Origin of the sequence: Pantoea sp. GABEPS69 (genome assembly GCF_045780835.1) — a bacterium.
GTDB lineage: Bacteria > Pseudomonadota > Gammaproteobacteria > Enterobacterales > Enterobacteriaceae > Pantoea > Pantoea septica.
The window spans coordinates 168419-192743 of record NZ_CP118618.1 but is presented as its reverse complement, the minus strand read 5'-3'; the positions used below and the strand labels follow the sequence as shown (position 1 = coordinate 192743).

At 58.0% G+C, this 24325-nt stretch carries 23 protein-coding genes; 8 read left to right on the top strand and 15 right to left on the bottom strand.

What is annotated here, in order from left to right; translation table 11 throughout:
- Window positions 1–18: 18 nt before the first annotated feature.
- Entirely contained in the window at window positions 19–1041 is a 1023-nt protein-coding gene (locus PVE98_RS00880; protein ID WP_096072200.1) for an alpha/beta fold hydrolase, read from the bottom strand.
- Between the two features lie 414 nt (window positions 1042–1455).
- Here PVE98_RS00880 and PVE98_RS00875 point away from each other — a divergent pair, with 414 nt between their 5' ends.
- A complete protein-coding gene (locus PVE98_RS00875) occupies window positions 1456–1947 on the top strand; it encodes a helix-turn-helix domain-containing protein (protein WP_096072201.1) in 492 nt (163 codons plus the stop codon).
- A gap of 52 nt (window positions 1948–1999) precedes the next feature.
- Here PVE98_RS00875 and PVE98_RS00870 read toward each other — a convergent pair whose 3' ends face one another.
- From PVE98_RS00870 to PVE98_RS00850, 5 genes are all read right to left on the bottom strand, one after another.
- Window positions 2000–2659, bottom strand: a complete 660-nt coding sequence (locus PVE98_RS00870) for an epoxyqueuosine reductase QueH (RefSeq protein WP_033753289.1) — start codon at window positions 2657–2659, stop codon at window positions 2000–2002.
- Between the two features lie 80 nt (window positions 2660–2739).
- Window positions 2740–3402, bottom strand: a complete 663-nt coding sequence (locus PVE98_RS00865; protein WP_096072203.1) for an SDR family oxidoreductase — start codon at window positions 3400–3402, stop codon at window positions 2740–2742.
- 129 nt (window positions 3403–3531) lie between these two features.
- Window positions 3532–4842 carry a c-type cytochrome gene (locus tag PVE98_RS00860; RefSeq protein ID WP_096072204.1) on the bottom strand — a complete coding sequence of 437 codons (1311 nt, stop codon included), beginning with the start codon at window positions 4840–4842 and terminating at the stop codon, window positions 3532–3534.
- A 1-nt stretch (window position 4843) separates the two neighbouring features.
- Window positions 4844–6616, bottom strand: coding sequence for a GMC family oxidoreductase (locus PVE98_RS00855; protein ID WP_333620581.1), 1773 nt, complete (start codon window positions 6614–6616; stop codon window positions 4844–4846).
- A gap of 32 nt (window positions 6617–6648) precedes the next feature.
- A complete protein-coding gene (locus PVE98_RS00850) occupies window positions 6649–7362 on the bottom strand; it encodes a gluconate 2-dehydrogenase subunit 3 family protein (protein WP_313618923.1) in 714 nt (237 codons plus the stop codon).
- A gap of 592 nt (window positions 7363–7954) precedes the next feature.
- Here PVE98_RS00850 and PVE98_RS00845 point away from each other — a divergent pair.
- Window positions 7955–8974 carry a LacI family DNA-binding transcriptional regulator gene (locus PVE98_RS00845; protein ID WP_033753303.1) on the top strand — a complete coding sequence of 340 codons (1020 nt, stop codon included), beginning with the start codon at window positions 7955–7957 and terminating at the stop codon, window positions 8972–8974.
- Here the strand turns inward: PVE98_RS00845 and PVE98_RS00840 are convergent.
- From PVE98_RS00840 to PVE98_RS00830, 3 genes are all read right to left on the bottom strand, one after another.
- Window positions 8952–9758, bottom strand: coding sequence for a hypothetical protein (locus PVE98_RS00840; protein WP_033753305.1), 807 nt, complete (start codon window positions 9756–9758; stop codon window positions 8952–8954). The two genes, PVE98_RS00845 and PVE98_RS00840, sit on opposite strands and share 23 nt — an antisense overlap.
- A gap of 1 nt (window position 9759) precedes the next feature.
- The gene (locus tag PVE98_RS00835) at window positions 9760–9957 is read right to left on the bottom strand and encodes a hypothetical protein (protein WP_033753308.1); all 198 of its coding nucleotides are present in this window, start codon (window positions 9955–9957) and stop codon (window positions 9760–9762) included.
- A 214-nt stretch (window positions 9958–10171) separates the two neighbouring features.
- Window positions 10172–11356 (bottom strand): NAD(P)/FAD-dependent oxidoreductase, encoded by a 1185-nt coding sequence (locus tag PVE98_RS00830; RefSeq protein WP_187143611.1) that lies wholly within the window; start codon window positions 11354–11356, stop codon window positions 10172–10174.
- A gap of 241 nt (window positions 11357–11597) precedes the next feature.
- Between PVE98_RS00830 and pitA the strand changes: the two genes are divergently transcribed.
- Window positions 11598–13100, top strand: coding sequence for an inorganic phosphate transporter PitA (gene pitA, locus PVE98_RS00825; protein ID WP_033792688.1), 1503 nt, complete (start codon window positions 11598–11600; stop codon window positions 13098–13100).
- Between the two features lie 43 nt (window positions 13101–13143).
- Here pitA and uspB read toward each other — a convergent pair whose 3' ends face one another.
- Window positions 13144–13479 (bottom strand): universal stress protein UspB, encoded by a 336-nt coding sequence (gene uspB / locus PVE98_RS00820; RefSeq protein ID WP_033753315.1) that lies wholly within the window; start codon window positions 13477–13479, stop codon window positions 13144–13146.
- A gap of 425 nt (window positions 13480–13904) precedes the next feature.
- Between uspB and uspA the strand changes: the two genes are divergently transcribed.
- Window positions 13905–14342, top strand: a complete 438-nt coding sequence (gene uspA / locus PVE98_RS00815; protein ID WP_033753318.1) for a universal stress protein UspA — start codon at window positions 13905–13907, stop codon at window positions 14340–14342.
- A gap of 441 nt (window positions 14343–14783) precedes the next feature.
- Entirely contained in the window at window positions 14784–15026 is a 243-nt protein-coding gene (locus PVE98_RS00810; RefSeq protein ID WP_096072208.1) for a hypothetical protein, read from the top strand.
- Between the two features lie 115 nt (window positions 15027–15141).
- On the opposite strand, the gene rsmJ is transcribed toward PVE98_RS00810, so the two are convergent.
- Window positions 15142–15900: a 16S rRNA (guanine(1516)-N(2))-methyltransferase RsmJ gene (gene rsmJ, locus PVE98_RS00805; protein WP_033753323.1), complete on the bottom strand. Its 759-nt coding sequence runs from the start codon at window positions 15898–15900 to the stop codon at window positions 15142–15144.
- Window positions 15901–15908: 8 nt separating this feature from the next.
- Window positions 15909–17951: an oligopeptidase A gene (gene prlC / locus PVE98_RS00800; RefSeq protein ID WP_096072209.1), complete on the bottom strand. Its 2043-nt coding sequence runs from the start codon at window positions 17949–17951 to the stop codon at window positions 15909–15911.
- 224 nt (window positions 17952–18175) lie between these two features.
- On the opposite strand from prlC, the gene PVE98_RS00795 reads away from it, so the two are divergent.
- Window positions 18176–19018, top strand: a complete 843-nt coding sequence (locus PVE98_RS00795; protein ID WP_033753328.1) for a 23S rRNA (adenine(2030)-N(6))-methyltransferase RlmJ — start codon at window positions 18176–18178, stop codon at window positions 19016–19018.
- Between the two features lies 1 nt (window position 19019).
- On the opposite strand, the gene rnz is transcribed toward PVE98_RS00795, so the two are convergent.
- The gene (gene rnz, locus PVE98_RS00790) at window positions 19020–19931 is read right to left on the bottom strand and encodes a ribonuclease Z (protein WP_033753329.1); all 912 of its coding nucleotides are present in this window, start codon (window positions 19929–19931) and stop codon (window positions 19020–19022) included.
- A gap of 124 nt (window positions 19932–20055) precedes the next feature.
- Here rnz and gorA point away from each other — a divergent pair, with 124 nt between their 5' ends.
- The gene (gene gorA, locus PVE98_RS00785; RefSeq protein ID WP_096072210.1) at window positions 20056–21408 is read left to right on the top strand and encodes a glutathione-disulfide reductase; all 1353 of its coding nucleotides are present in this window, start codon (window positions 20056–20058) and stop codon (window positions 21406–21408) included.
- 117 nt (window positions 21409–21525) lie between these two features.
- On the opposite strand, the gene PVE98_RS00780 is transcribed toward gorA, so the two are convergent.
- Window positions 21526–22167 carry a hydrolase gene (locus tag PVE98_RS00780; protein WP_096072211.1) on the bottom strand — a complete coding sequence of 214 codons (642 nt, stop codon included), beginning with the start codon at window positions 22165–22167 and terminating at the stop codon, window positions 21526–21528.
- A 237-nt stretch (window positions 22168–22404) separates the two neighbouring features.
- On the opposite strand from PVE98_RS00780, the gene PVE98_RS00775 reads away from it, so the two are divergent.
- A complete protein-coding gene (locus tag PVE98_RS00775) occupies window positions 22405–23319 on the top strand; it encodes a bestrophin family protein (RefSeq protein ID WP_096072212.1) in 915 nt (304 codons plus the stop codon).
- Here the strand turns inward: PVE98_RS00775 and PVE98_RS00770 are convergent, their stop codons facing one another.
- The gene (locus PVE98_RS00770; protein WP_033753342.1) at window positions 23320–24216 is read right to left on the bottom strand and encodes an alpha/beta hydrolase; all 897 of its coding nucleotides are present in this window, start codon (window positions 24214–24216) and stop codon (window positions 23320–23322) included. It abuts the gene before it with no gap.
- Between the last annotated feature and the right edge of the window lie 109 nt (window positions 24217–24325).

Genomic DNA, 24325 nt, shown 5'->3' with positions numbered 1-24325 from the left:
CTTTTCGCCTTTGCGCCGTTAGCGCTGCGCTAACGCCTCGATCAGCCTCTGATTGAATTTGGCCGGCGACTCCATCTGCGGCGCGTGACCCATGCCTGGGAACTCAATCAGGCGCGCGCCGGGAATGCGCTTCGCCGCTTCTTTGCCCAGCACCTCATAGTGACCCAGCTTCGCTTTCACCTCCGGCGAGGCGATATCGCTGCCGATCGCGGTAGTATCGGCGGTGCCGATCATCAGCGTGGTCGGCACCTTCAGATCGCCGAACTCGTAAAACACCGGCTGGGTAAAAATCATGTCGTAGATCAGCGCCGAGTTCCACGCCACCTTCTTATGTCCGGGACCGGCGTTCAGGCCCGCCAGCATATCGACCCATTTGTCATACTCCGGCTTCCACTGGCCGCTGTAGTAGGTGTGCTGCTCATACTTTTTGATGCCTGCCGCGTCGAGCTTCAGCTCGCGCTGATACCACTGGTCCACGCTGCGCCAGGGCGCGCCTTTGGCTTTCCAGTCCTCCAGTCCGATCGGGTTCACCAGCACCAGCTGCTGCGTCTCGGCGGGATACATCAGCGCATAGCGCGTGGCGAGCATGCCGCCGGTAGAGTGGCCGACAATCACCGCTTTCTTTATACCGAGATGCGCCAGCAGCTGATGCGTGTTGTCCGCCAGCTGCTGGAAGCTGTACTGATAATTATCAGGTTTACTGGCGCTGCAAAAGCCGATCTGATCCGGCGCGACGACGCGATAGCCCGCCTGGCTCAGGGCGCGTATGCTCTCTTCCCAAGTCGCGCCGCAGAAATTCTTGCCGTGCAGCAGCACCACGGTCTGACCATTGGCGTTGTTTGTCGGTTTTACGTCCATATAGCCCATGCTGAGCGGCTGCTGCTGAGAGGAAAAGTCAAAGCGCTGAAGCGGGAAAGGATAGTGAAAGCCTTCCAGCTGCTCACCATAAGTGGTAGCGGCTAAAGCGGGCGCAGCGCTAAACAGGGTTATCGAGGCGAATAAGGCAAGGAGCGGTTTTTTCAGGCCAGAGGTCGGACGCATGCGGTGATCTCCATATAAGCAAAAGAGCGGCAGTGTGACACGCGCGCAGGAGGCTCGTATTGTTGCGCTGTGTCATGTAAATGATTTTTGTAAAAGAAGCGTAGCGGGCTCTGTATCATTTTGCCTGCCGACCAGCAGCGCAACAGACGCCTGCGCCGATCAATTCCCGCGATAAATATTGCAAAAACTCTAAATATTCCCGGCACGGCCAGGGAAACAAGTTACGTTTATTTATTGCTTTTATTTATTTTTTACAACTAAAAATCAACACCCAGCTCTTTTTGATAAATATTCCATATTTCGCTCCTCTTGCAAAAAAATAAACATGCATTTTCTGATACTTCTTTACCCAAGCCGGGCATAGCGAAAGATTAAAATCCCTACACTATGCGCAACTGTTTGATGAGGTGGATTATGCGTGAGAAAAAATATAATGAAGAAGTGATTGATAGCGTTACCGAGTGGATTAACAACCATCTCGATCAACGGCTCAGCATTGATGATATTGCAGAGAAATCAGGCTATTCCAAATGGTATCTGCAGAAATTATTCGCCCGCTGCCGCAACGAGACGCTGGCGCGCTATATCCGCAAGCGAAAGCTGGCGGCCTGCGTGCATCCCCTGAAAAGTAGCAATACGCCGATTATTACGCTGGCGATGAAATACCATTTTGAAAGCCAGCAGTCGTTTACGCGCTCTTTTAAACAGGTGATGGGCTGTACGCCTTACGTCTGTCGTAAACGTCAGTTAGATCCAGAAACCCAGGCGCTGCTGGAAGGCAATATTAATCCCTGCGAGCTTTGCCGACAGGCGCAGCCCGCCGTCAATAACCACAACCGTTTTACGTCTGCGCGTCTGGATATTCGCAATATCGACACCGCCGAGGCCTGTAATGGCCTGCGCTAAACTCTGCCGTTACCGCAGGAAATAAAGGGCGACTGCCGCGCCCTTTATTTCTCTACTCTTCGTCCGGCGTATAATATTGCACGCCGATCTTAATGCGTTCACGCCCGCTGGCCACGCGATGACGATTGCTGTCGCGCAGCGAATAGATACAGCCGCAATACTCCTGCTGATAAAAACGCTCGCGCTTGCTGATTTCGATCATGCGCGCCGATCCGCCGCCTTTACGCCAGTTAAAATCCCAGTAGATCATATCGGGATAGCGATTTGCGGCGCGCGCGCCGCAGTCGTTGATCTGCTGCATATTCTTCCAGCGCGAGATGCCCAGCGAACTGGTGATCACCGGAAAGCCATGTTCATGGGCATAGAGCGCGGTGCGCTCGAAGCGCATGTCGAAACACATGGTGCAGCGCTCGCCGCGCTCCGGCTCCCACTCCATGCCTTTTGCGCGCTCGAACCAGTTATCGCGATCGTAGTCCGCGTCGACGAAAGGCACGCCGAACTGCTCAGCGAAGCGGATATTCTCCTCTTTGCGCAGCTCGTACTCTTTCAGCGGATGGATATTGGGGTTGTAGAAGAAAATGGTGTAATCGATGCCGGATGCAAGCATCGCCTCCATGACCTCGCCCGAACAGGGCGCGCAGCAGGAGTGCAACAGGACTTTATTGTGGCCGCCAGGCAGCGGCAGCGGCTTACGCTGAAGGGACTGAGACATACTAACTCCTTGTCAGACTATGCCGCGAGTGTAGTGTTTCGCCGATGCAGATGCAAAAAAGGCGCTGGCGCGCCCTGTTTTTACCACTGCAAAAGCTGCCCGGCATAGTCCACGTAGTGATGTCCGCCGCGTCCGCGATAAGCCTCCAGCTGCTGCACCAGTCCTTCGCCGCTCTGCTCGACCGTGACCGGCGCCGAGTCGCCGCCCATATCGGTTTTCACCCAGCCCGGATGCAGCGACAGCAGCGTCGCGTTATGCCGGTTAATCTGCGGCAGCAGCGCGCGGCTCAGCATATTCAGCGCCGACTTGCTGGCGGAGTAGATCGGCATCGCCGCCGTATCGTTCTCGTTCAGACTGCCGAGAATCGAAGTGGTGAAGCCGATGACGCCGTTCTGCTTCGCCAGCAGCGGCAGCAAGGCCTCCGCGCTGCGCACCGGCGCGATGGCGTTGGTCAAAAACAGCTGCGCCAGCTCTTCGTCGCTGCTCTGCAGCAGGTTCTGATGCGACGGGCCGGAAATGCCGGCGTTGATCAGGATCGCATCGAAGGTTTCGTCTTTAAGCCGCTCCGCCAGCTGACGCACCTCGTCCTGATGAGTCATATCCAGCGCGTGCCACTGCGCATCCGCCTCCGGCGCGCTGCTGCGGTAGGTCGCGGTGACCTGCCAGCCTTTTGCCGCCAGCGCCCTGACCACCGCCAGACCGATGCCGCGCGAGGCGCCGATAACTAATGCTTTGCCTGTCATATCCGTTCCTCTCTGATGAAGTGACTTAAACAGTTTATAACCTGACGAGCGGATCAGAAGGCGAGAGAAGAAATTAACCACAGTGAGAGCACGGGGCGTAAAAAAGGCGGCCTGCGCCGCCTTATCTGTTTAGTGCGCCGCCATCTGCTCAGGCAGCTTCAGCAGCTTGCGCTTGCCTGCGACCTCGTCGGCTTTCACCGGCGTCGCGGCGTTGCCCCAGCTGTTGCGGATATAGGTCGATACCGCCGCAACCTGCTCGTCAGAAAGCTTCCAGGCGAAACTCGGCATCGCGCCGCTGGTCGGATTACCCTGCGTGACCGCGCCGCGGCCGCCCTGCAGTACCGTGGTGATGATGGAAGAGGCGTCGTCAGCCAGCAGCCCCGGGTTGTTCGCCAGGCTGGCGGCCAGGTTCGGGATCCCTTTGCCGTCGCTGTTGTGGCAGGCGCTGCAGTTGGCGCTATAGACATTCTCGCCCGTTTTCATCTGCGCGCTGTCGCGGGCCTGCGGCGAAGGCAGCTGCGTCGCAGAGGCGGGCTGCGCTTTCAAATAGGTCGCGATGGCGCGCAGATCGGCGTCGCTCAGATGCTGCGTCGAGTTAGTGACCGCTTCCGCCATCGGGCCGGACGCCACCGCGACGTGATTGCTGCCCAGCTTCAGGTAGTCCACAATCTGCTCTTTGCTCCAGCTGCCGATGCCGACATCGCTGTTCGATGTCAGGTCCGGCGCGTGCCACTCGCTGAGGTTGCTGCCCTGCAAATAGTCGCCGGTGTCGCCGCCGAGCAGATTTTTCGGCGTATGGCAGGCGCCGCAGTGCTCCAGCCCTTCGACCAGATAGGCGCCGCGATTGAACTCGGCGGACTTGCCCGGATCGCTCTCAAAGCCGCTGTTGCGGAAGAAAAGCAGGTTCCAGCCCATCATCGCCAGACGAATATTATACGGGAACCCCAGATTGGTCTCCGGCACCCTGTAGCGCACCGGTTTTACCGAACGCATGTACATCCACAGGTCGTGCATATCCTGGTCGCTGACTTTCACGTAGGCGTTGTACGGCATTGCCGGATAAAGATGTTCGCCCTCTTTGCCTTTGCCGTGCCGCACCGCGCGGTAGAAGTCGCGTTCGGTCCAGCTGCCGATGCCGGTCTCTTTATCCGGCGTAATGTTGCTGGCGAAAATGCCGCCGAACGGCGTACTAATGGAGTAGCCGCCCGCGAAGGCCTCTTTGCTGCCCGGCGCGGTATGGCACGCCACGCAGTCGCCCGCTATTGCTATGTATCTGCCGCGCGCCACCGCCGCGGCATCCGCCGCCGCTGGCGGCTGGCTGGTCAGCGTCTGGTTATCCGCCACGTCATCGGCAGAGGTATCGCCGTTTTGCCACAGCAAACCTGCGGCGATAATGCCTGCGATCACCGCCGCGCCGCCTGCAAGGGTTGTTTTTTTCATATCACACCTTTACCAGTGGGCCGGGATTTTTCAGGTAGCGATCGATAATCGCCTTCGCCGTCCAGAGGCTGAGCGCGCCAATGGTGCCGGTTGGGTTGTAGCCTGCATTGTTGGGAAAAGAGGAGGCGCCAAGCACAAACAGGTTGTGCATATCCCAGCTCTGCTGATAGCGGTTAAGCACGCTGGTTTTCGGATCGACGCCCATTACCGCGCCGCCGATGGTGTGGTCGCTGGCGAAGTTGTAGGGCGAATATTTGCCCGCCGCCGAGTTGGTGCCGATAACGGTTTTCGCCCCCATCGCCTTACCGATCTCGACGCTCTTCTCTTCAATAAACTTCGCCGAACGGCGTTCGTTTTCGTTGTAGTCGAAAGTGACGCGCAGCAGCGGATTGCCGTTGTCGTCTTTGTATTCCGGGTCGAGATCGAGGTAGTAATCTTCGTGCGAGAAGCTGGTGCCCTGGCCGAAAATAAAGGTGGCGTTCTGGAAAGCGTGGGTATACGCCTTTTTCCACGCTTTACCCCAGCGCGGCGTGCCCGGCGGCAGCGCATCGGCGTTGCCGATAGGACGCGCGCCGCGCGCCACCACCAGAATCCCGGCGCCGCCGATAAAATCTTTGTCGCTATGGTCGAAGTTATCGCCGTTCCAGTCATCTACCTGCTGGGAAAGCGCGCCAGCGCCGATGAACTGGTTGAGATATTCATCTTCGAAAAAGAGGCTGGCGCCGGAGACGGTCTGGAAGCTATAAGCGCGCCCTACCGTGCCGGTTTTGCTTTCCGGATCGTAAGGCTGACCGATTTTCGACAGCAGCAGCAGGCGCACGTTCTGCATCTGAAATGCCGACAGAATCACGATATCGGCAGGCTGTACCCACTCTTTCTTGTTCTTGTCGATATAGGTGACGCCAGTGGCGGTTTTGCCGTCTTCCGCCTTATTTACGCGCACCACGGCGGAATCGGTCAGCACGGTAAAGTTCTCACGCTGCATCAATGCCGGGATCACGCAGGCGTTCGGGCTGGATTTGGAGAAGTTGCCGCAGCCGTAATAGAGACAGTAGCCGCAATAGGTGCAAGGCCCCATGCGCACGCCGAGCGGGTTCACGTAGGCGCGCGAAGTTTGCCCGGCGGGCACCATAAAAGGATGCTGGCCAAGAGATTTCGCCGCGTCGCGAAACAGGTCGGTCAGCCGCGTGCTCTCCAGGGGCGGCAGCGGATAGTCGCTGCTGCGGTTGCCTTCGAAGGGGTTGCCGTCAGGCACGATTTCGCCGTTGAGTCTGCCCGCCTTGCCGGAGACGCCGGCGATCTTCTCGAAGCGATCGTAAAACGGCTCCAGCTCATCGTAGGTCACGCCCCAGTCCTGCAGGATCACGCCCTTAGCGATCTTCTCTTTGCCGTAGCGCGCGATCGTCTGGGTGTAAGGCTGAAAATCCCACGGCGTAAAGCGCCAGGCCATACCGGCCCAGTGCGTACCGGAGCCGCCGACGTTATAGCCCAGCTCGTTCAGGTTCCATTCACGCGTCGGCAGCGCGGTTTCTGAGCGATGGTTACGGAAGGTGGTGGTCTCCACCGCTGGCGGCAGAAGCATGCTGCGGCGGGTATCCCAGCGCAGCTCGTCGGTGTCGATAGAGGGCGGAAAATCGGTGGCGGTTTCAAACCACGGGCCGCGTTCAATGGCGACCACATTCAGGCCGGCGCGCGTCAGCTCTTCGGCAATTAACGAGCCGCACCAACCCAGGCCGACGATTACGGCGTCAGCTTTTGGACGAATATTTTGCATGTGTTAACTCACTGCTCAGTCAGACTGAAGAGTCAAAGGGTGTTGTCGATCAGGCTGGTCGGGATGATGTTGAGCTTCTTCCCTTTTTTACCAATCAGGTCGCGGAAGTCGTAGCGCGCGCCGGGAAAACCGATCATTTTCCAGCTCGCCATCTCTTTGTTACCACCGTAGAGGGGATCGGACAAAAAGCCCTCGCGCACGTTTTGCAGCAGCAGTTCGAAGAAGACTTTGGTTTCGACGTCCGGTCCCAGATCGAGCTGGTTCGCCTCCATCTGGCGCAGCAGTTCATCCTGCTGGTCGCCGTTCAGCGCGACAAAGGGCTGCTGGAAGGTTTTTTGCGTGTAGACGTCGAGCGCGGCAAGCCCCTGACGATAGCGCTGCGCGGGGGTCAGCGGCGATTGGGGTCCCTGCTCCGGCGTGCCTTTGACGAAGCGCCCCAGCCGATAGATCGCCGCCGCGCTGCCGTAGTCGCCCGCCAGCTGGCGATCGATAAAAATAGCGCAGCCCGCCTCTTTGCCGCTGATGCTCAGTGCGTCAGCGGGAATAAAGCGTTCGGCGATAGCGCCGACGGTGTCAAACTCGTGCTGCGTCAGGTATTGCAGGCCGCCTTTGCGCGGCGCCGGCGGCGTATTGATTTTTCCGGGTTCCCAGGGTTGACCGCCCTGAACGGTTTCAGCTTTTGCGATGGGCAGCGACGACGCCACGCCCAGGGCAGCCACGGAGGTGAGAAACTCTCTGCGTTTCATATTTTCCCTGCCAACAAATTGATCACATTAACTGCATTCATTATTTAACGGAGAGAAAGCCATGCCAGATAGACTATTTCGGGCATAGTTATCTCCTGCGCGCCTTTTATCTGGCGACAGCGTTATTTTTTTATTATGAGTCCTGCTCAGCGGCGGAAAGCTCTGTTCCGCTCAGAGGTTGATTGTTAATAAGAAAAAGCGCTATCCATTAATTAACAACAAAATAATCATAAATTTTTAACCTACTTTCGGAAAGCGCAGCGTTGATGGAAAGCCATCATAAATGCCCCTAAAAACCTATTTTTCATTAGGTTAAAACCGATATTGCCAGCAACCTTATAAACAAGCATGGTGAATAGCTGCTGAAATAACGTTCGCGACGCGGGTCTTCACGCTTTATTCGCTGCATTTTTCGCCAGAAATAACGCACGTTTTACTGCGACATAAAATTTCATTAAATCAGGCTAGCGCAACGCCTGGCGCACTTATTAAAATGGCGGCCATATTTATCAGACGCCTGCCGGTAAAACGGTGCCCGTTTAAAGCACGCAGCGGTAACGGCATGACGAATAACGTTATGCCTGGAGCAATAATGAAAAAACTCACCCTTGAGATGGTGGCAAAAATAGCGGGCGTCGGCATCGCAACCGTCGATCGGGTATTAAACGAACGCGGCGGCGTATCTCCGGAGACGACGCGCAAGGTATTAAAAGCCGCGCGCGACCTCGGACTCAAGCGGCTGCTGCCGGAGGAGTATCGTCATCCATGGCAAATAGAGGTGTTTCTCAGCAATAACGGCTCGTCGTTTTTCCAGCAGCTGGTGCGCTACTTCAGCGAGGCGGCGGGCGAACTGGGTTATCGGCGTATTACGCTGCACAAAACGCTGGTCGCGGAGTCGCAGCCGGACAAGCTGGCGCAAAGCATTATCGCGCGCAGCAGCACGCGCGACGGCATCATCGTTTTCGGCCATGATTACCCGCCCATCTATCGTGCGCTGGCCCTGTGCCGCAGCCGCGGCGTGCCGGTTATCACTATTGTCACCGACCTGCCCGACGCGGATCGCCTCTGCCATGTCGGTATCGATCAGTATCAGGCGGGCCGCACCGCTGGCTTGCTGATGAGCAAGGTGGTGCATCAACCAGGCGATATTGTGATGGTGAGCGGCCGCTTCGATTACTGGGCACATCGTCAGCGTATCGCAGGATTTCGCGAAGTAATGATGCAGCGCGCGCCGCAGCGTCATCTACGCGAGGTGCTCTTCGGCCTCGATCAGCGCGACACCATCCGCACGCTGCTGGACCAGAGTCTGGCGCAGTCGCAGCACGTGGCGGGCCTGTATAACACTGGGATGGGCAACAGCGAAGTGAGCGAAACGCTGCGCGCCCATCAACTTCTTGGCCGGTGCGGCTATATCACTCACGAACTCTATTCGGTTACGCGTCAGCTGCTGCGTCATAATGAGCTGGACTTTGCGCTGGATCAGAACGCGCAGCAGCACGCGCGTCTGGCGATCGAACTGCTGCTGCGTCATCTGGAGAGCGGCTATCAGCCCGATATCTATCAGGATGGCAACGTCGCCCTACGGCTGTTTACGGCGGAGAATGTGGAGTAAAGGTGCCCTCTACCTCCATCGGCACGCCGTCATGGTGCGTCATCGCCAGCGAACTGGCGCTGGCCGGGTCAAATAGCGACAGGCTCTCAATCTGATCCACCATCAGCACTTTACGGAACGCCATGGCGTTTTTCGGCTCGGAAGTCAGCGTGATACCGTGCTCGGCGTACCAGCGGCTGTAGTTATGTTCAATCGACATGCTAAGCGTTTTGCTGTCGCGATAGCCGCTGAGCATAGGAATAATCACGATATTGGCGGTGTTCTCATACTCGAAAGTGGCGGCATGCACCATCCCGATATAGATACGGCGCGACTTAAGGGTAATCCACGCCAGCTCGCCCTCTTGCATGCACTGGTAAAGCAGTTGCTCAACGCCGTTGGATTTAGAGAGCTGCTGATAGAGATCCTGTCGGCCGCTGCTGTTAAGGCGCGCGCTTTCCGACCAGTTAGAGCGATACATGCAGAACAGCACCGCGAAGGCGAGCATTACCACCACCGGCGCCTGAATGCCGAGAAAGCTCCAGTTCATAAACTCCATCTGCCAGCGCAGATGCTCGCCGGGCACCATCTGTAGCGCATTAGCCGTGCTGGAAACGATCAGCAACAGCAGCCAGACGATAGCCGTCGCTAACATCCCTTGCAGCACGAAGATACAGCCGTAAAGCGCCACCAGAAAATAGACATCCCAGCCGATGCTGCGCCGGACCTTAAAACGACTGGAGAGATCGCGGCTGGTGTACCAGTAGCCGCAGACCATCAGCACCATGAATATCGCCGTACCCATCTTAAACTCCTTTTAGCGTTTCGACGTGACGGGCGAAATCCTCATGCACTTCCTCACTCAGCACGTTTACCGAAGCGTTGCCGTCTTCATCGATAATGATGCGCTCGCCATCGGCGATGGATTCATTCAGATCCTGACGTGACATGCCTCTGATAAAGCTCTCGGGGCTGGAAAACAGGGAACGCATAAAGGTGAGCATTGGGGGCTAATCTCCTCTGTGGTAAATCAGAAGTATGAAATCGGGGCGGCAAACGCGCCAGGCGGATTAGTCTAAAAGTGTTGCGAGTCAGCTAATTAGCGAAGCGGCAGAAGGAGAATAAGTCGGTAAAGCGGCGTTAATGCGGGGCAAAATCGGATTTAAAAAAGGCGTCGACCAGGCCGCGAAACAGTCTGGAATCGACGCCCGACGCGCGTTACAGCGCCTGCGCGCACGCCCAGGCTGAACTCCACGCCCACTGGAAGTTATAGCCGCCCAGCCAGCCGGTCACGTCCACCACCTCGCCGATAAAATAGAGTCCCGACACGTCGCGGGCTTCCATCGTCTTCGACGAGAGCAGCGTGGTATCGACGCCGCCCAGCGTCACCTCGGCGGTGCGATAGCCTTCCGTGCCGTTGGGCTGCACGCGCCACTGGTGCAGCGTCTGCGCCAGTTCGGCCTGCTGCTTGCCGTTAAGCTGCTTCAGCGTGACGTCCGGCACCTGCCCCAGCTCCTGCAACACCTCTACCAGCCGTTTCGGCAGCAGCTTCGCCAGGCTATTTTTCAGGCTCAGGTTCGGATGCGCCTCGCGCTGCGCGTGGATGAATTCCTCTATCGAGGTGGCGGGCGACAGGTTGACGGTAACGTGCTCGCCCGGCTGCCAGTAGCTGGAGATTTGCAGCACCGCCGGACCGGAGAGGCCGCGGTGGGTGAAGAGCATCGCCTCTTTGAATAGCGTGCCGTCCTGCGCCTCGATGGTGGTATCGATCGCGACGCCGGAGAGCGTCTGTAGCCGCTCGAGCAGCGGCTTATGCAGGGTAAAAGGCACCAGCGCAGCGCGGGTCGGATAGACCTTCAGGCCGAACTGCTCGGCAATCTTATAACCGAACGGCGTGGCGCCCAGGCCCGGCATAGAGAGTCCGCCGCTGGCGATCACCAGTTTTTCCGCCTGCACCGTCGCGCCGTTGAGCTGCAGCGTATAGCCAGACGCTTCGCGCGTCACGCTCAGCACCTCGCTGCGCAGACGTAGCGTCACCTGCCCCTTTTCGCACTCCGCTATCAGCATATCGACAATCTGCGCCGCCGAGTCGTCGCAGAAGAGCTGACCCAGCGTCTTTTCGTGGTACGCAATCTTATGGCGGTTAACCAGATCGATAAAATCCCACTGGGTGTAGCGCGCCAGCGCGGATTTGCAGAAGTGCGGATTGTGCGACAGATAGGCGGCCGGCTCGGTATACATATTGGTGAAGTTGCAGCGCCCGCCGCCCGACATCAGGATCTTGCGCCCGGGCTTTTTGCCGTTATCCAGCAACAGCACGCGTCGGCCTCGCTGCCCGGCCTGCGCCGCGCAAAACAGTCCCGCCGCGCCGGCGCCGATAATAATAACGTCAAACTTTTCCACTGCCTTCGTCCCGCCTGTTTTAAGAGGCGCTGATTGTAGAGGTCTGCTCATCATGACGCCAGCGTCAAAAATTTGTCGTAATTATGTCATAATGTAAACGGTTCATTTTAAGGCACTTTTAGGAGAAACCAGGCAACTTTAGACATTCTTAAGTCAAAACAAGGCTATATTTTGCTTTCCCATACCCTGCGTTGTCGCAGATAATGCGCCGCGCTCATGTCCTCAAAATGGCGTAATGTGTATGCTACATTTGTTCGCTGGTCTTGACCTCAGTACCGGCCTGTTATTGGTTCTTGCCCTGCTGTTTGTATTGTTTTATGAAGCAATCAACGGCTTTCACGACACGGCCAACGCAGTTGCCACGGTTATCTATACCCGCGCGATGCGCGCACAGCTTGCCGTGGTGATGGCGGGCGTATTTAACTTCCTTGGCGTCCTGCTTGGTGGCTTAAGCGTTGCTTACGCTATCGTGCATATGCTTCCTACCGATCTTTTATTGAACGTCGGCTCCGCGCACGGGCTGGCCATGGTCTTTTCCATGCTGCTGGCGGCGATTATCTGGAACCTCGGCACCTGGTATCTCGGTTTGCCGGCCTCCAGTTCGCACACGCTGATTGGCGCCATAATCGGCATCGGCCTGACCAACGCGCTGATGACCGGTACCTCGGTGATCGATGCGCTTAATATCCCTAAAGTCATCAATATCTTCCTGTCGCTGATTCTGTCGCCGATTGTCGGTCTGATCATCGCAGGCAGCCTGATTTTCCTGCTGCGTCGCTACTGGAGCAGCACCAAAAAGCGCGCGCGCATCCATATGACGCCCGCTGACCGTGAAAAAATCGACGGCAAGAAAAAGCCGCCGTTTTGGACGCGTATCGCCCTGATCGTCTCGGCAATCGGCGTCAGCTACTCGCACGGCGCCAACGACGGCCAGAAAGGCATCGGCCTGATTATGCTGGTGCTGATTGGCGTCGCGCCGGCGGGTTTCGTGGTCAATATGAACGCCAGCGGCTACGACATCACGCGCACGCGCGACGCGGTCAATCACCTCGAACAGTATTATCAGCAGCACAGCGAGGCGCTGACGCACATCATTCAGATGGCGCCGCCTGCCCTGCCGACGCCGGAAGAGACGCCGTCCGGCCCGAAAGAGTTTCACTGCGATAGCGCTCGTGCGCTGCAGGCGGTGCAGCGCGCGCAGGGCCTGCTGAACACCAATCTGCAAAGCTACGAACAGCTTAGCGTCGAGCAGCGCAGCCAGATGCGTCGTCTGCTGCTGTGCATCGCCGATACCGCCGATAAGGCGGCCAAGCTGCCGGAAACCAGCGCCGACGATAAACGTTTCCTCGGCAAGCTGAAAACCGACCTGCTGGGCACTATCGAGTATGCGCCGGTGTGGATCATCATGGCGGTCGCGCTGGCGCTCGGCATCGGCACCATGATCGGCTGGCGTCGCGTCGCAACCACCATTGGCGAGAAGATTGGTAAAAAAGGCATGACCTACGCGCAGGGCATGTCGGCGCAGGTCACCGCAGCGGTTTCCATCGGCATCGCCAGCTATACGGGCATGCCGGTTTCGACCACGCACATTCTGTCGTCGTCGGTCGCGGGCACCATGCTGGTGGACGGCGGCGGGCTGCAGAGCCGCACCATCAAGAATATCGCCATGGCGTGGGTATTTACGCTGCCGGTCTGTATTGTGCTGTCGGGCAGCCTCTACTGGCTGGCGCTGAAGCTGGTGTAAGCCACGCAAAAATAAAGGGCGACGCAGGTCGCCCTTTTTATTTCTAGTGCCAGATCGCCAGACAAATCAGGCTGAGAATCACTAACCCGCACAAGGCGCTGGTTAAGATGAACTGTCCGCGCACCCGCTCGCAGCGACGAATAAACTCCTCGTCATGATGGTCGAGATAACGTTTTGCCCAGATATAACGCACTAGCCGCACCTGCTTGCTCGGCTGACCGTGCGAGGTAAAAAAGCCTGCCCCGTCGACATACTGATAGAGTAAGGGATCGCAGCCTCGCAGCACCGCCAGCAGCGCGCGCAAAGAAGAAAAGTAGCGCGCCATATTCACAATACACACCACACAAAGAGCCCAGAAAAGCGCGATAGTGCTGATCATATTTCCCTCCCGGCTGGAGCCGCGGAGACGGGATGGAGCGCGGCTGCGCTTCATGCTCCACGGGAAAAGCCGACCACTGAATGACCTGAACAGATCTCTGTTTTTTGACAAGCTTACGCGGCCGGCACCTGAGAAGTACCACCGTTAATTTGTAGTGTAGGAGAAGTTTTTAACTCTTTTCCAGCGATGATTTTCGTTCGCCGCGAGCGAAAAAGGCGCTAAGCCTTGATCTTATTCACAACCGAAGCCTGTACAGCAGCATTTGTTAACCGTCGCCGCTATACTAAAGGCATAACAACTATCTGTCGGGAACGCCGACAGGGCAACTGGTGACAAATATCGCCCGTTCGCGTAAAGGATTGCGCAGGCAATGACGCGAGAGGAAGACAGGTCGCCATCCTGAATCTTGTGAAAGGAGTTATATCATGGCTTATAAACATATCCTGATTGCGGTAGACCTTTCTCCCGAAAGCCAGCTGCTGGTGGATAAAGCCGTCTCGCTGGCGCGCCCCTATGACGCCAAAATTTCGCTGATTCACGTCGACGTGAACTACTCCGATCTCTATACCGGCCTGATTGACGTCAATCTGGGCGATATGCAGAAGCGTATCTCGGAAGAGACGCATACCGCGCTGCGCGGGCTATCGGATGCAGCAGGCTATCCTATCAGTGAGACCCTGAGCGGCAGCGGCGATCTCGGCCAGGTGCTGGTCGATGCGATTAAAAAATATGACGTGGATTTAGTGGTGTGCGGCCACCATCAGGATTTCTGGAGCAAGCTGATGTCGTCGGCGCGCCAGCTGATTAACACCGTGCATATTGATATGCTGATCGTTCCACTGCGCGACGCAGAAGACGAATAACTGCAAAGAAAAAGCCGGCGCGAGTCGGCTTTTTTTGGCCGTTCAGGCGGCGCGCGTCATGTGTCGAATCCGCGCCCTCGGCTTTTTATTGCTTCCTGGTTAGGTAGAATAAAACTATTTTTTTTACGCGTAATTCATCCAGCACGCCTGTTTTAGCTAATTAAAAAAATCAGACAATAATAGCGCACTGTCGTACGACAGCCAGCTTGCACTATTTCTTGACAATATCTGCCAGCTCTGCACAAAGAAACTCACCTGTAATATCAGCAACGTATTAACAGTCGGCTATTTAGTTAATTATTTATGCCAAAAGCGTGATTTTAAATATTTTACTATATGCAAGATGGCTCACGCTCTTTATATTCAACCTGCTTTCGCTGCTGCATACGCGGCGGATAAAGCGCTATTTAATGGCTTAAATACCCAATAAGGATATTGATTATGAGAGAAATTAATCAGACTGAAATTGCCGTCGTTAGCGGCGCTGGCCTGAGCACCTTTATCAGCAACGTGAATGAGGCGCTGTCCCAGGTCTCTACGCTGCTCGACAGCACCGTTAAAACCCTGACCGAGACGACGGTTCTGGAAGAAGAGATCGGCCTGTCTTATAAAGCTTTTGGCCTGAGCATCGCGAAAGGTTTTCTGACCTCTTTTTCAAGCTTTCTGACTAAACTGGCTTCCTGATTTAATTTAATCTTTTCAGCACAGACGCTGAAATTAAATGAGCAGTTAAGCATGGCAGCTTTAAGCGTGCCTGACGTTACGCCAGGCACGCTTTTTATTTATTGCAGTTAGAGAATTATATTTCCCGCCCGAGCGGCGGATAAATATCAAAGCGATGGCTTTTGGTCACCACCGCCGACTGCGTCGCAACGCCCGCCAGCGGCGGCGCATAATCGGGGCGCTTCACCACGATGCGTTTTTTTGCCAGACGGCGCGCCGGCTCCAGCAGCGCATCGGCATCCTCGTCGGCACCGACCAGCGACTGAAACACCCGCATCTCTTTTTTCACCATCGCGCTCTTCTGCCGGTGGGGATACATCGGATCGAGATAGACCACGTCCGGCGCAGGCGTAATATCGCCGAGCGCCTGCGCGCTGGGCGCATGGATAAGAGTCAGTCGCTCGCGCAACCAGCCGCCGATCTCCGCATCCTGATAGCCGCGCTGCAGCCCGTCGTCCAGCAGCGCCGCCACGACCGGATGACGCTCCAGCATGCGCACGCGGCAGCCGATCGCCGCCAGTACGAAGGCGTCGCGCCCTAAACCGGCGGTCGCGTCCACCACGTCCGGCAGATAACCACTCTTTACGCCAACCGCTTTCGCCACCGCCTCGCCGCGTCCGCCGCCGAAGCGGCGACGGTGCGCCATGGCGCCGGAGACAAAGTCGACGAAAATGCCGCCCAGCTTCGGCTCGTCGCGCTTGCGCAGTTCAAGATGCGTCGGCGTCTGCACCAGCGCCAGCACGCAGTCTTCGTCATGCTCCAGCTGCCAGCGCTGCGCCAGATGCGACAAGGCGCCGTTTCCGGCGCCCGATTCATCAATCAAACAGATCTTCACTGCAGCCGTTATCCCTTGATGCCGTAATGATCCAGCATCGCGTCCAGCTGCGGCTCACGGCCGCGGAAGCGTTTGAACAGCTCCATCGGCTCTTCCGAACCGCCGCGCGTCAGGATGTTGTCGAGGAACGACTGGCCGGTCTGGCGATTAAAGATGCCCTCTTCCTCGAAGCGCGAATAGGCGTCTGCCGCCAGCACGTCCGCCCACAGATAGCTGTAGTAGCCCGCCGCATAGCCGCCGGCGAAGATATGGCTAAAGGCGTGCGGGAAACGGCCCCATTCCGGGCTCGGCACCACGGCCACCAGCTTTTTCACTTCGCGCAGGGTTTCGAGGATCTGCGCGCCTTTCGCTGGATCGAACTCGGCATGCAGGCGGAAATCGAACAGGCCGAATTCCAGCTGACGCAGGATAAACAGCGCCGCCTGGTAGTTCTTCGCCGCCAGCATCTTGTCGAGCAGCTCTTTCGGCAGCGGTTCGCCGGTCTCAAAGTGGCCGGAAATAAAGGCCAGCGCCTCCGGCTCCCAGCACCAGTTCTCCATGAACTGACTCGGCAGTTCGACCGCATCCCACGGCACGCCGCTGATGCCGGAAACCCCCGGGGTTTCGATGCGCGTCAGCATATGATGCAGGCCGTGACCGAATTCGTGGAACAGCGTGGTGACTTCGTCGTGAGTAAACAGCGCGGGCTTGCCGTTCACCGGACGGTTGAAGTTGCAGGTGAGATAAGCGACCGGCTTCTGCAGCGTGCCGTCGGCTTTGCGCATCTGGCCGACGCAGTCATCCATCCAGGCGCCGCCGCGCTTGTGCTCGCGCGCGTAGAGGTCGAGATAAAAGCTGCCGCGCAGCTCGCCGCTCTCATCGAACAGGTCGAAGAAACGCACGTCAGGATGGTAAACATCGACATCGGTGCGCTCTTTGGCGGTGATGCCGTAAATGCGTTTAACCACCTCAAACAGGCCGTTGACGGCGCGCGCTTCCGGGAAGTAAGGACGCAGCTGTTCGTCGCTGATGGTGTAGAGATGCTGCTTCTGTTTTTCGCCGTAGTAGGTGAGATCCCACGGATTCAGCTCGCTGACGCCGTACTCTTTTTCAGCGAAGGCGCGCAGCTGGGCCAGCTCTTTTTCCGCCTGCGGGCGGGCGCGCTTCGCCAGATCGTTCAGGAAGTCGAGCACCTGCGCCGGGTTCTCCGCCATTTTGGTGGCCAGCGATTTATCGGCGTAGGAGTCGAAGCCCAGCAGCTGCGCCAGCTCGTGACGCAGCGCCAGCTCTTCCGCCATGATCGGACCGTTGTCCCATTTGCCGGCGTTCGGCCCCTGATCGGAGGCGCGCGTCGAATAGGCGCGATACATCTCTTCGCGCAGCGCGGCGTTGTCGCAATAGGTCATCACCGGCAGGTAGCTCGGGATATCCAGCGTCAGCAGCCAGCCGTCCTGCTCTTTGGCTTCGGCCTGCGCTTTCGCCGCCGCCAGCGCGCTTTCCGGCATGCCGGAGAGTTCGCTTTCGTCGGTGATCAGTTTGCTCCAGCCCATGGTCGCGTCCAGCACGTTGTTGCTGTAAGCCGATCCCAGCTCGGAGAGACGCGCGGCGATCTCGCCGTAGCGCTGCTGCTTCTCTTTATCGAGGCCGATGCCCGAAAGCTCGAAATCGCGCAGCGCGTTATCGACCGCTTTCTGCTGCGCCAGGTCGAGCGCGGCGAAGCTCTCGCCCTCTTTCAGATCGCGATAGGCCTGGTAGAGCCCTTCATGCTGGCCGACCCAGGTGCTGTATTCGGACAGCAGCGGCAGCGTCTGCTCGTAGGCCTGACGCAGCTCCGGGCTGTTTTTCACCGAGTTAAGATGGCTGACCGGCGAAAAGATGCGGCCGAGACGATCGTCGACTTCAGCCAGCGGCTGCACCAGGTTGTCCCAGGTGTAGGGCGCGCCCTGCGCCACCACCTTTTCCACCGCCGCGCGACATTCGTTCAGCGCCTCGGTCACGGCAGGCACCACATGTTCAGGCTGAATGGCGGAGAAAGGCGGCAGCGTAAAAGGCTGGAGTAATGGATTGGTCATAGCGCAGTCCTTGTTCAATGTATGGGGCGCGCGAGGCGCGCAACGCAATCTTACTAACATGCGGTTAAGTGTAGCGAAAATCAATGCCAGCCAGGCTGAGCGGCGAAGAAACGCGTCGGGCGGGCGGGCGACGGAGAATCGGCCAGCATTTTTCGCCTTCAGCAGGTATAATCCCGCTAACTTGCAGTACGCCTTTTTACGCCAACCGCGGAATCCCCACTGTTATGCTGAGCTATCGCCACAGTTTTCACGCCGGCAACCATGCCGACGTGCTGAAACACACCGTACAGAGCCTGATCATCAGCGCGCTGAAAGAGAAAGAAAAGCCGTTCCTCTACCTCGACAGCCATGCCGGCGCAGGCCGTTATCTGCTGAGCGGCGAGCATGCCGAGCGGACCGGCGAATATCTGGAAGGCATCGCCCGCATCTGGCAGCAGCCGGACGCGCCGGAGCTGCTGAAGCCCTACTTCAACGCGATTCGCGACCTGAACCCCAACGGTACGCTGCGCTACTATCCCGGCTCGCCGCTGATCGCGCGCTATCTGCTGCGCGCAGAGGATAAGCTGCAGCTTACCGAGCTGCACTCCAGCGACTACCCGCTGCTGCGCGGCGAGTTTTTGAAAGACAGCCGCGCCCGCGTAGAGCGCGCCGACGGCTATCAGCAGCTGAAGGCGAAACTGCCGCCGCCGACCCGTCGCGGCCTGATCCTGATCGATCCGCCTTACGAGTTGAAAAGCGATTATCAGGCGGTAGTGAAGGCGATCCATGAGGGCCACAAGCGCTTCGCCACCGGCGTTTTCGCGCTCTGGTATCCGGTCGTGCTGCGCCAGCAGATCAAACATATGCTGCGCGATCTGGAAGCGACCGGCATCCGCAATATTCTGCAAATCGAGCTGGCGGTGCGCCCGGACAGCGATCAGCGCGGCATGACCGCTTCGGGCATGATCGTCGTCAACCCGCCGTGGAAGCTGGCACAGCAAATGAACGAGCTGCTGCCCTGGCTGCACCAGAAGCTGGTGCCTGCCGGAACCGGCCACGCCACCGTGACGCAGCTCGTCGCGGAATAAGCTACAGCGTAAACACTGCCAGATCCTGTGCCAGCTCGGTGTCGGGAAATACCGAGCGGCACTCGTCCAGCAAGCGCTGCATGTCGCGCGGCAGATAGCGCGAGCTGAAGTGCGTGGCGATCAGGCGCTTCGCCCCCGCCTCTTTCGCCACCTGCGCCGCCTGCAGCGTCGTAGAGTGGCCGCGCCCGTTGGCCTTCTCCTGCAGAGCCGCCTCCAGCGTCGCTTCATGCACCATCAGATCGACATTGGCCGCCAGCTGCAGCGCCATCGGCGTCGGCGCGGTATCGCCGAAAATCGCCAGGGTTTTGCCTCTGGTCGCCGGACCGAGATAGTCCGCGCCGTTAATCACCCGTCCATCCTCCAGCGTTACACTCTCTCCCGCTTTTAGCTGCTGATACCAAGGCCCGCGCGGCACGCCCTCTTCTTTCAGACGCGCGGCATCGAGAAAGCCCGGCTTATCGTGCTGCTCGATTCGATAGCCGAAGCAGGTTAGCGGATGCACCAGCGGCCAGGCGCTGACGCGGAACTCGCCGTCGTCGAGCACTGGCCCCGCTTCGATCTCGACGATTTCCAGCGGATAGTCGGTATAGGAGCCGCTGAGCGACAGCGCGGTTTCGACAAAGCGTCGGATGCCTTCAGGCCCGTAAATGGTCAGCGGCTCGGTAATGCCGCCCATGGAGCGACTGGTGAGCAAACCGGGCAGGCCGAAAATATGGTCGCCGTGCAAATGAGTGATAAAGATTTTGTTCATGCGTCCCGGCCTGAGCGACGAACGCATGTACTGAAGCTGCGTCCCTTCGCCGCAGTCGAAGAGCCAGGTGTCGCCGCGCGGCGAATACGTAAAAGCAATGGAGGTGACGTTGCGTTGCAGGCTGGGCGCGCCGCCGCCGGTGCCGAGAAATGTAAGCTGCATGCTATGCTTCCCTGTCAGTGAGGAGAGAATTCAACCCTATTACAATCATAGGCGCAATCTTTGCGCCGTCTCGCCTCTCAGCGTTACAATCCTGACCAAACTCTTGCAACCGGATGGACACACCATGACACGACACTATGACTATCTCGCCATTGGCGGCGGCAGCGGCGGCATCGCCTCGATTAACCGTGCCGCCATGTATGGCCAGAAATGCGCCCTGATTGAAGCCAAAGAGCTGGGCGGCACCTGCGTGAACGTGGGTTGTGTTCCGAAGAAAGTGATGTGGCACGCGGCACAAATCGCCGAGGCTATCCATCTCTACGGTCCGGATTACGGCTTCGATACCACGGTAAACCACTTCGACTGGAAGACGCTGGTGAAAAACCGCAGCGCCTACATCGATCGTATTCACACCTCGTACGATAACGTGCTGGGTAAAAACAATGTCGACGTGATTAAGGGCTTTGCCCGTTTCGTCGACGCCCATACCGTAGAAGTGAACGGCGAGCGCATTACCGCCGATCATATTCTGATCGCCACCGGCGGCCGGCCGAGCCATCCCAACGTGCCGGGCGCGGAGTACGGCATCGACTCTGACGGCTTCTTCGAACTGGAGGCGCTGCCGAAGCGTACCGCGGTCATCGGCGCCGGCTATATCGCCGTTGAGCTGGCGGGCGTGGTTAACGCGCTGGGTTCCGACACGCATCTGTTCGTACGCAAGCATGCGCCGCTGCGCAGCTTCGATCCGCTGATCACCGACACGCTGGTGGAAGTGATGAACGCCGAAGGCCCGACGCTGCACACCCACGCCGTGCCGAAAGCGGTGGTGAAGAACGCCGACGGCAGCCTGACGCTGCAGCTGGAAGACGGGCGCGAGCAGACCGTCGACTGTCTGGTATGGGCCATCGGCCGCGAACCGGCGACCGATAACCTGAACCTGGCGGTGACCGGCGTGGCGCTGAATGAAAAAGGCTATATTAACGTCGACAAGTATCAGAACACCAACGTCGACGGCATTTATGCGGTTGGCGACAACACCGGCGCGGTCGAGCTGACGCCGGTCGCGGTCGCGGCGGGTCGTCGTCTCTCAGAGCGCCTTTTCAACAACAAACCGGATGAACATCTGGATTACAGCAACGTGCCGACGGTGGTGTTCAGCCATCCGCCGATCGGCACCGTTGGCCTGACTGAACCGCAGGCGCGCGAGCAATATGGCGACGATCAGGTGAAGGTCTATAAATCTTCGTTTACCGCCATGTACACCGCCGTCACGCAGCACCGCCAGCCGTGCCGCATGAAGCTGGTCTGCGTCGGCGCGGAGGAGAAGATCGTCGGCATTCACGGTATCGGATCGGGTATGGACGAGATGCTGCAAGGCTTTGCGGTGGCGTTGAAGATGGGCGCGACGAAGAAAGATTTCGACAATACCGTGGCGATCCACCCGACGGCGGCGGAAGAGTTTGTGACGATGCGCTGATTTGACGCGGACAGAGGGGCCAGCGGATGCTGGCCCTAATGTCACAGATAATAAAGGGCGAAGGTCCGAAATCGAACCTTCGCCCTGCTGTCAGGCGCGCTCTTTAGCACGCCATGTTCAGGCCTGACGCGCCGGCGCTTTATGCACCATGGTGTAGGCGTAATCGACGCCCATGCCGTATGCGCCGCTGTGTTCGCGCACCAGATCCATCACCGCGTCATAGCTCTCTTTACGTGACCAGTCGCGCTGGTACTCAAGCAGCACCTGCTGCCAGGTCACCGGGATAGCGCCGGCCTGCACCATACGCTGCACCGAGCGCTCATGGGCGTCGACGCTGGTGCCGCCGGAGGTGTCCGTCACCACATAGACTTCGTAGCCCTCTTTCATGGCCATCAGCGCCGGGAATGTCAGACAAACTTCCGTCCAGAGCGCAGAGATAATCAGCTTCTTGCGTCCGGTTTTTTCTACCGCCTCAACGAATTTCGCATCTTCCCAGGAGTTCATCGAGGTACGTTCAATCGGCTTCGACTCCGGATGGACCGCCAGCAATTCCGGCCAGATATAGCCGCTAAAGCTTTCGGTTTCCACCGAGGTATAAATCACCGGCACGTTAAAGATTTTTCCGGCCTTGGCCAGGGCGACGGTATTATTTTTAAGCTGCTGGCGATCGATATTTGCTACGCCGAAAGACATCTGCGGCTGGTGGTCGATGAAAATCAGCGTTGAGTTTTGCGGGTCCAGCAGGTCGAATTTAGACATAATTTTGTTCCTCTCAGGGGGTTTGAATGTTGTGTTTCCGTTGAGATGAACTTTACGCAGCCTGCCTGTTAAGAGATAACGGAAAGAATTTTACAACTTATCAAAATTTATTTTAGATGATTGATATTTATAATCTTTTTAAGATTAAAGCCGGGAAAAGCACGCGAGAATTCGCATTCGCACCGCGGTCGGCGTAGGCTTTACATACAAAAATAACTTCATCACATCGCATTCACTATGATTGTTCGTCCTTACCAACACTGGTTCCGTCGGCTGCTGGGCTGGCACGGTTCGGTGCTGCCGAAAATCGGTTTCCGCCTGTCGTTAAACCTGCTGATGTCGATTATCGCCATCGTCTGCTTTCAGTGGTACGAATCGCTGGGCGTGCATCTCACCACCGCGCCCTTTAGCCTGCTCGGCGTGGCGCTGGCCATCTTCCTCGGCTTCCGCAACAACGCCAGCTATGCGCGTTTTACCGAAGCGCGCACGCTGTGGGGAAGCATGCTTATCACCCATCGTTCGCTGCTGCGTCAGATCAAGAGCGTGCCACTGGAAGCGGAAAAGGCGCATGAGTTCGCGGCGCTGCAGATGGCGTTTAGCTACAGCATGAAGCATCAGCTGCGCGGCAGCGACCCGCGCGACGATCTGACGCGCCTGCTGCCGCTACGCTGGCGCGAGGAAGTGTTGAACAGCCCGATGCCCGCCAGCCGCGCGCTGCTTTGCCTGGGCAAATGGCTGGGCGAGCAGCGCCAGCAGGGAAAAGTGTCCGATATTCTCTGGCAGAGCATGGATGAGAATCTGAACCGGCTGTCGCTGGTGCTGGGCGGCTGCGAACGCATCGCCTCAACGCCGATCCCCTTTGCTTACTCGCTGATCCTGCACCGCACCGTGTCGCTGTTTTGCACGCTGTTGCCGTTTGCGCTGGTCAGCGATCTGCACGGCATGACGCCGCTGGTGTCGATGTTTATCTCCTACACCTTTCTGGCGCTGGAATCAGTGTCGGAAGAGCTGGAGGATCCTTTCGGCGTCGAGGCTAACGACCTGCCGCTGAACGCCATTTGCGTCACTATCGAGCGCAGCCTGCGGGAGATGAACGACGATTTCCCGCTGCCGCCGTCGCTGCAGCCTGACAGCCGCCGGATACTGACCTGATCAGCTGAGGCGGTCGAGCCAGCGCGCGTAGGCCTGATCCCACAGAGCGGCAGGCGTGCCCGCTTTGCCTAGGCCGAAGCCGTGGCCGCCGCGGCTGATCTCGATCAGCTCCACCGGCACGCGGTTGCGTCGACAGGTATCGCGCATCAGTTCAGTGTTGTAAGGATTGGAGACAGGATCATCTTCCGCCTGCGCCAGAAAGGTGGGCGGATAGCTGCGCGTTACATAGTTCTGCACCGACCAGTTCGCCTCTTCTGCCGGCGTCGCGCCGTTGCCCACCAGAATGCGGTGCGTGGTGGTATGGGTATAGGGCGCTTCCAGGGTAATCACCGGATAGATCAAACCGACGCTGTCGACTTTCGGCACCACCTGATCCAGCTCGTCCTGCGGTTCATAGGAGCGAAAATCTGGACGCGCCGCCGCCATGCCGAGCAGATGCCCGCCGGCGGAGAACCCCAGCACGTGCACTTTACGCTCCAGCGAACGCACCAGGCGAATAGCGCGCTGCGCATCCTGCAGCGGCGCAAGATGACCCGCCTGCCACTTCTCTTCCGGCAGGCGATAGCTCAGCACATAGGCGGTATAGCCGTTGCTGTTGAGCCAGCGCGCCACCGGCCAGGCCTCGCGACCCATGCCGATAAACTTATAGCCGCCGCCCGCCGCGATCAGCACCGCTTCGCCGTTGGGATTTTCCGGTTTAAACCGCTGGATGGTCGGGCTGACAATATTGGACCAGGAGCCATGCTTGTTGACGCGCAGCGGCCCAGACGGTCCGCCGCCGCCCGGCGGCTCGTCAGGCCACAGCGGAATGACCTCATCGCGGGCAAAGAGTTTGCCTGCGGTCATGGAAAGAAGGAGGGCTCCGGAACCCAAAAGAAAGTGTCGACGCGTGATCATGATGCCCGTTGAGTCAATGCCAGTAGCTGATTCAGACGCGCCTGTCTGCGGCGGCGCTGTTATTATGTGACGCATATCAATCGCTGGCGATTATGTACGCAATTCGGCA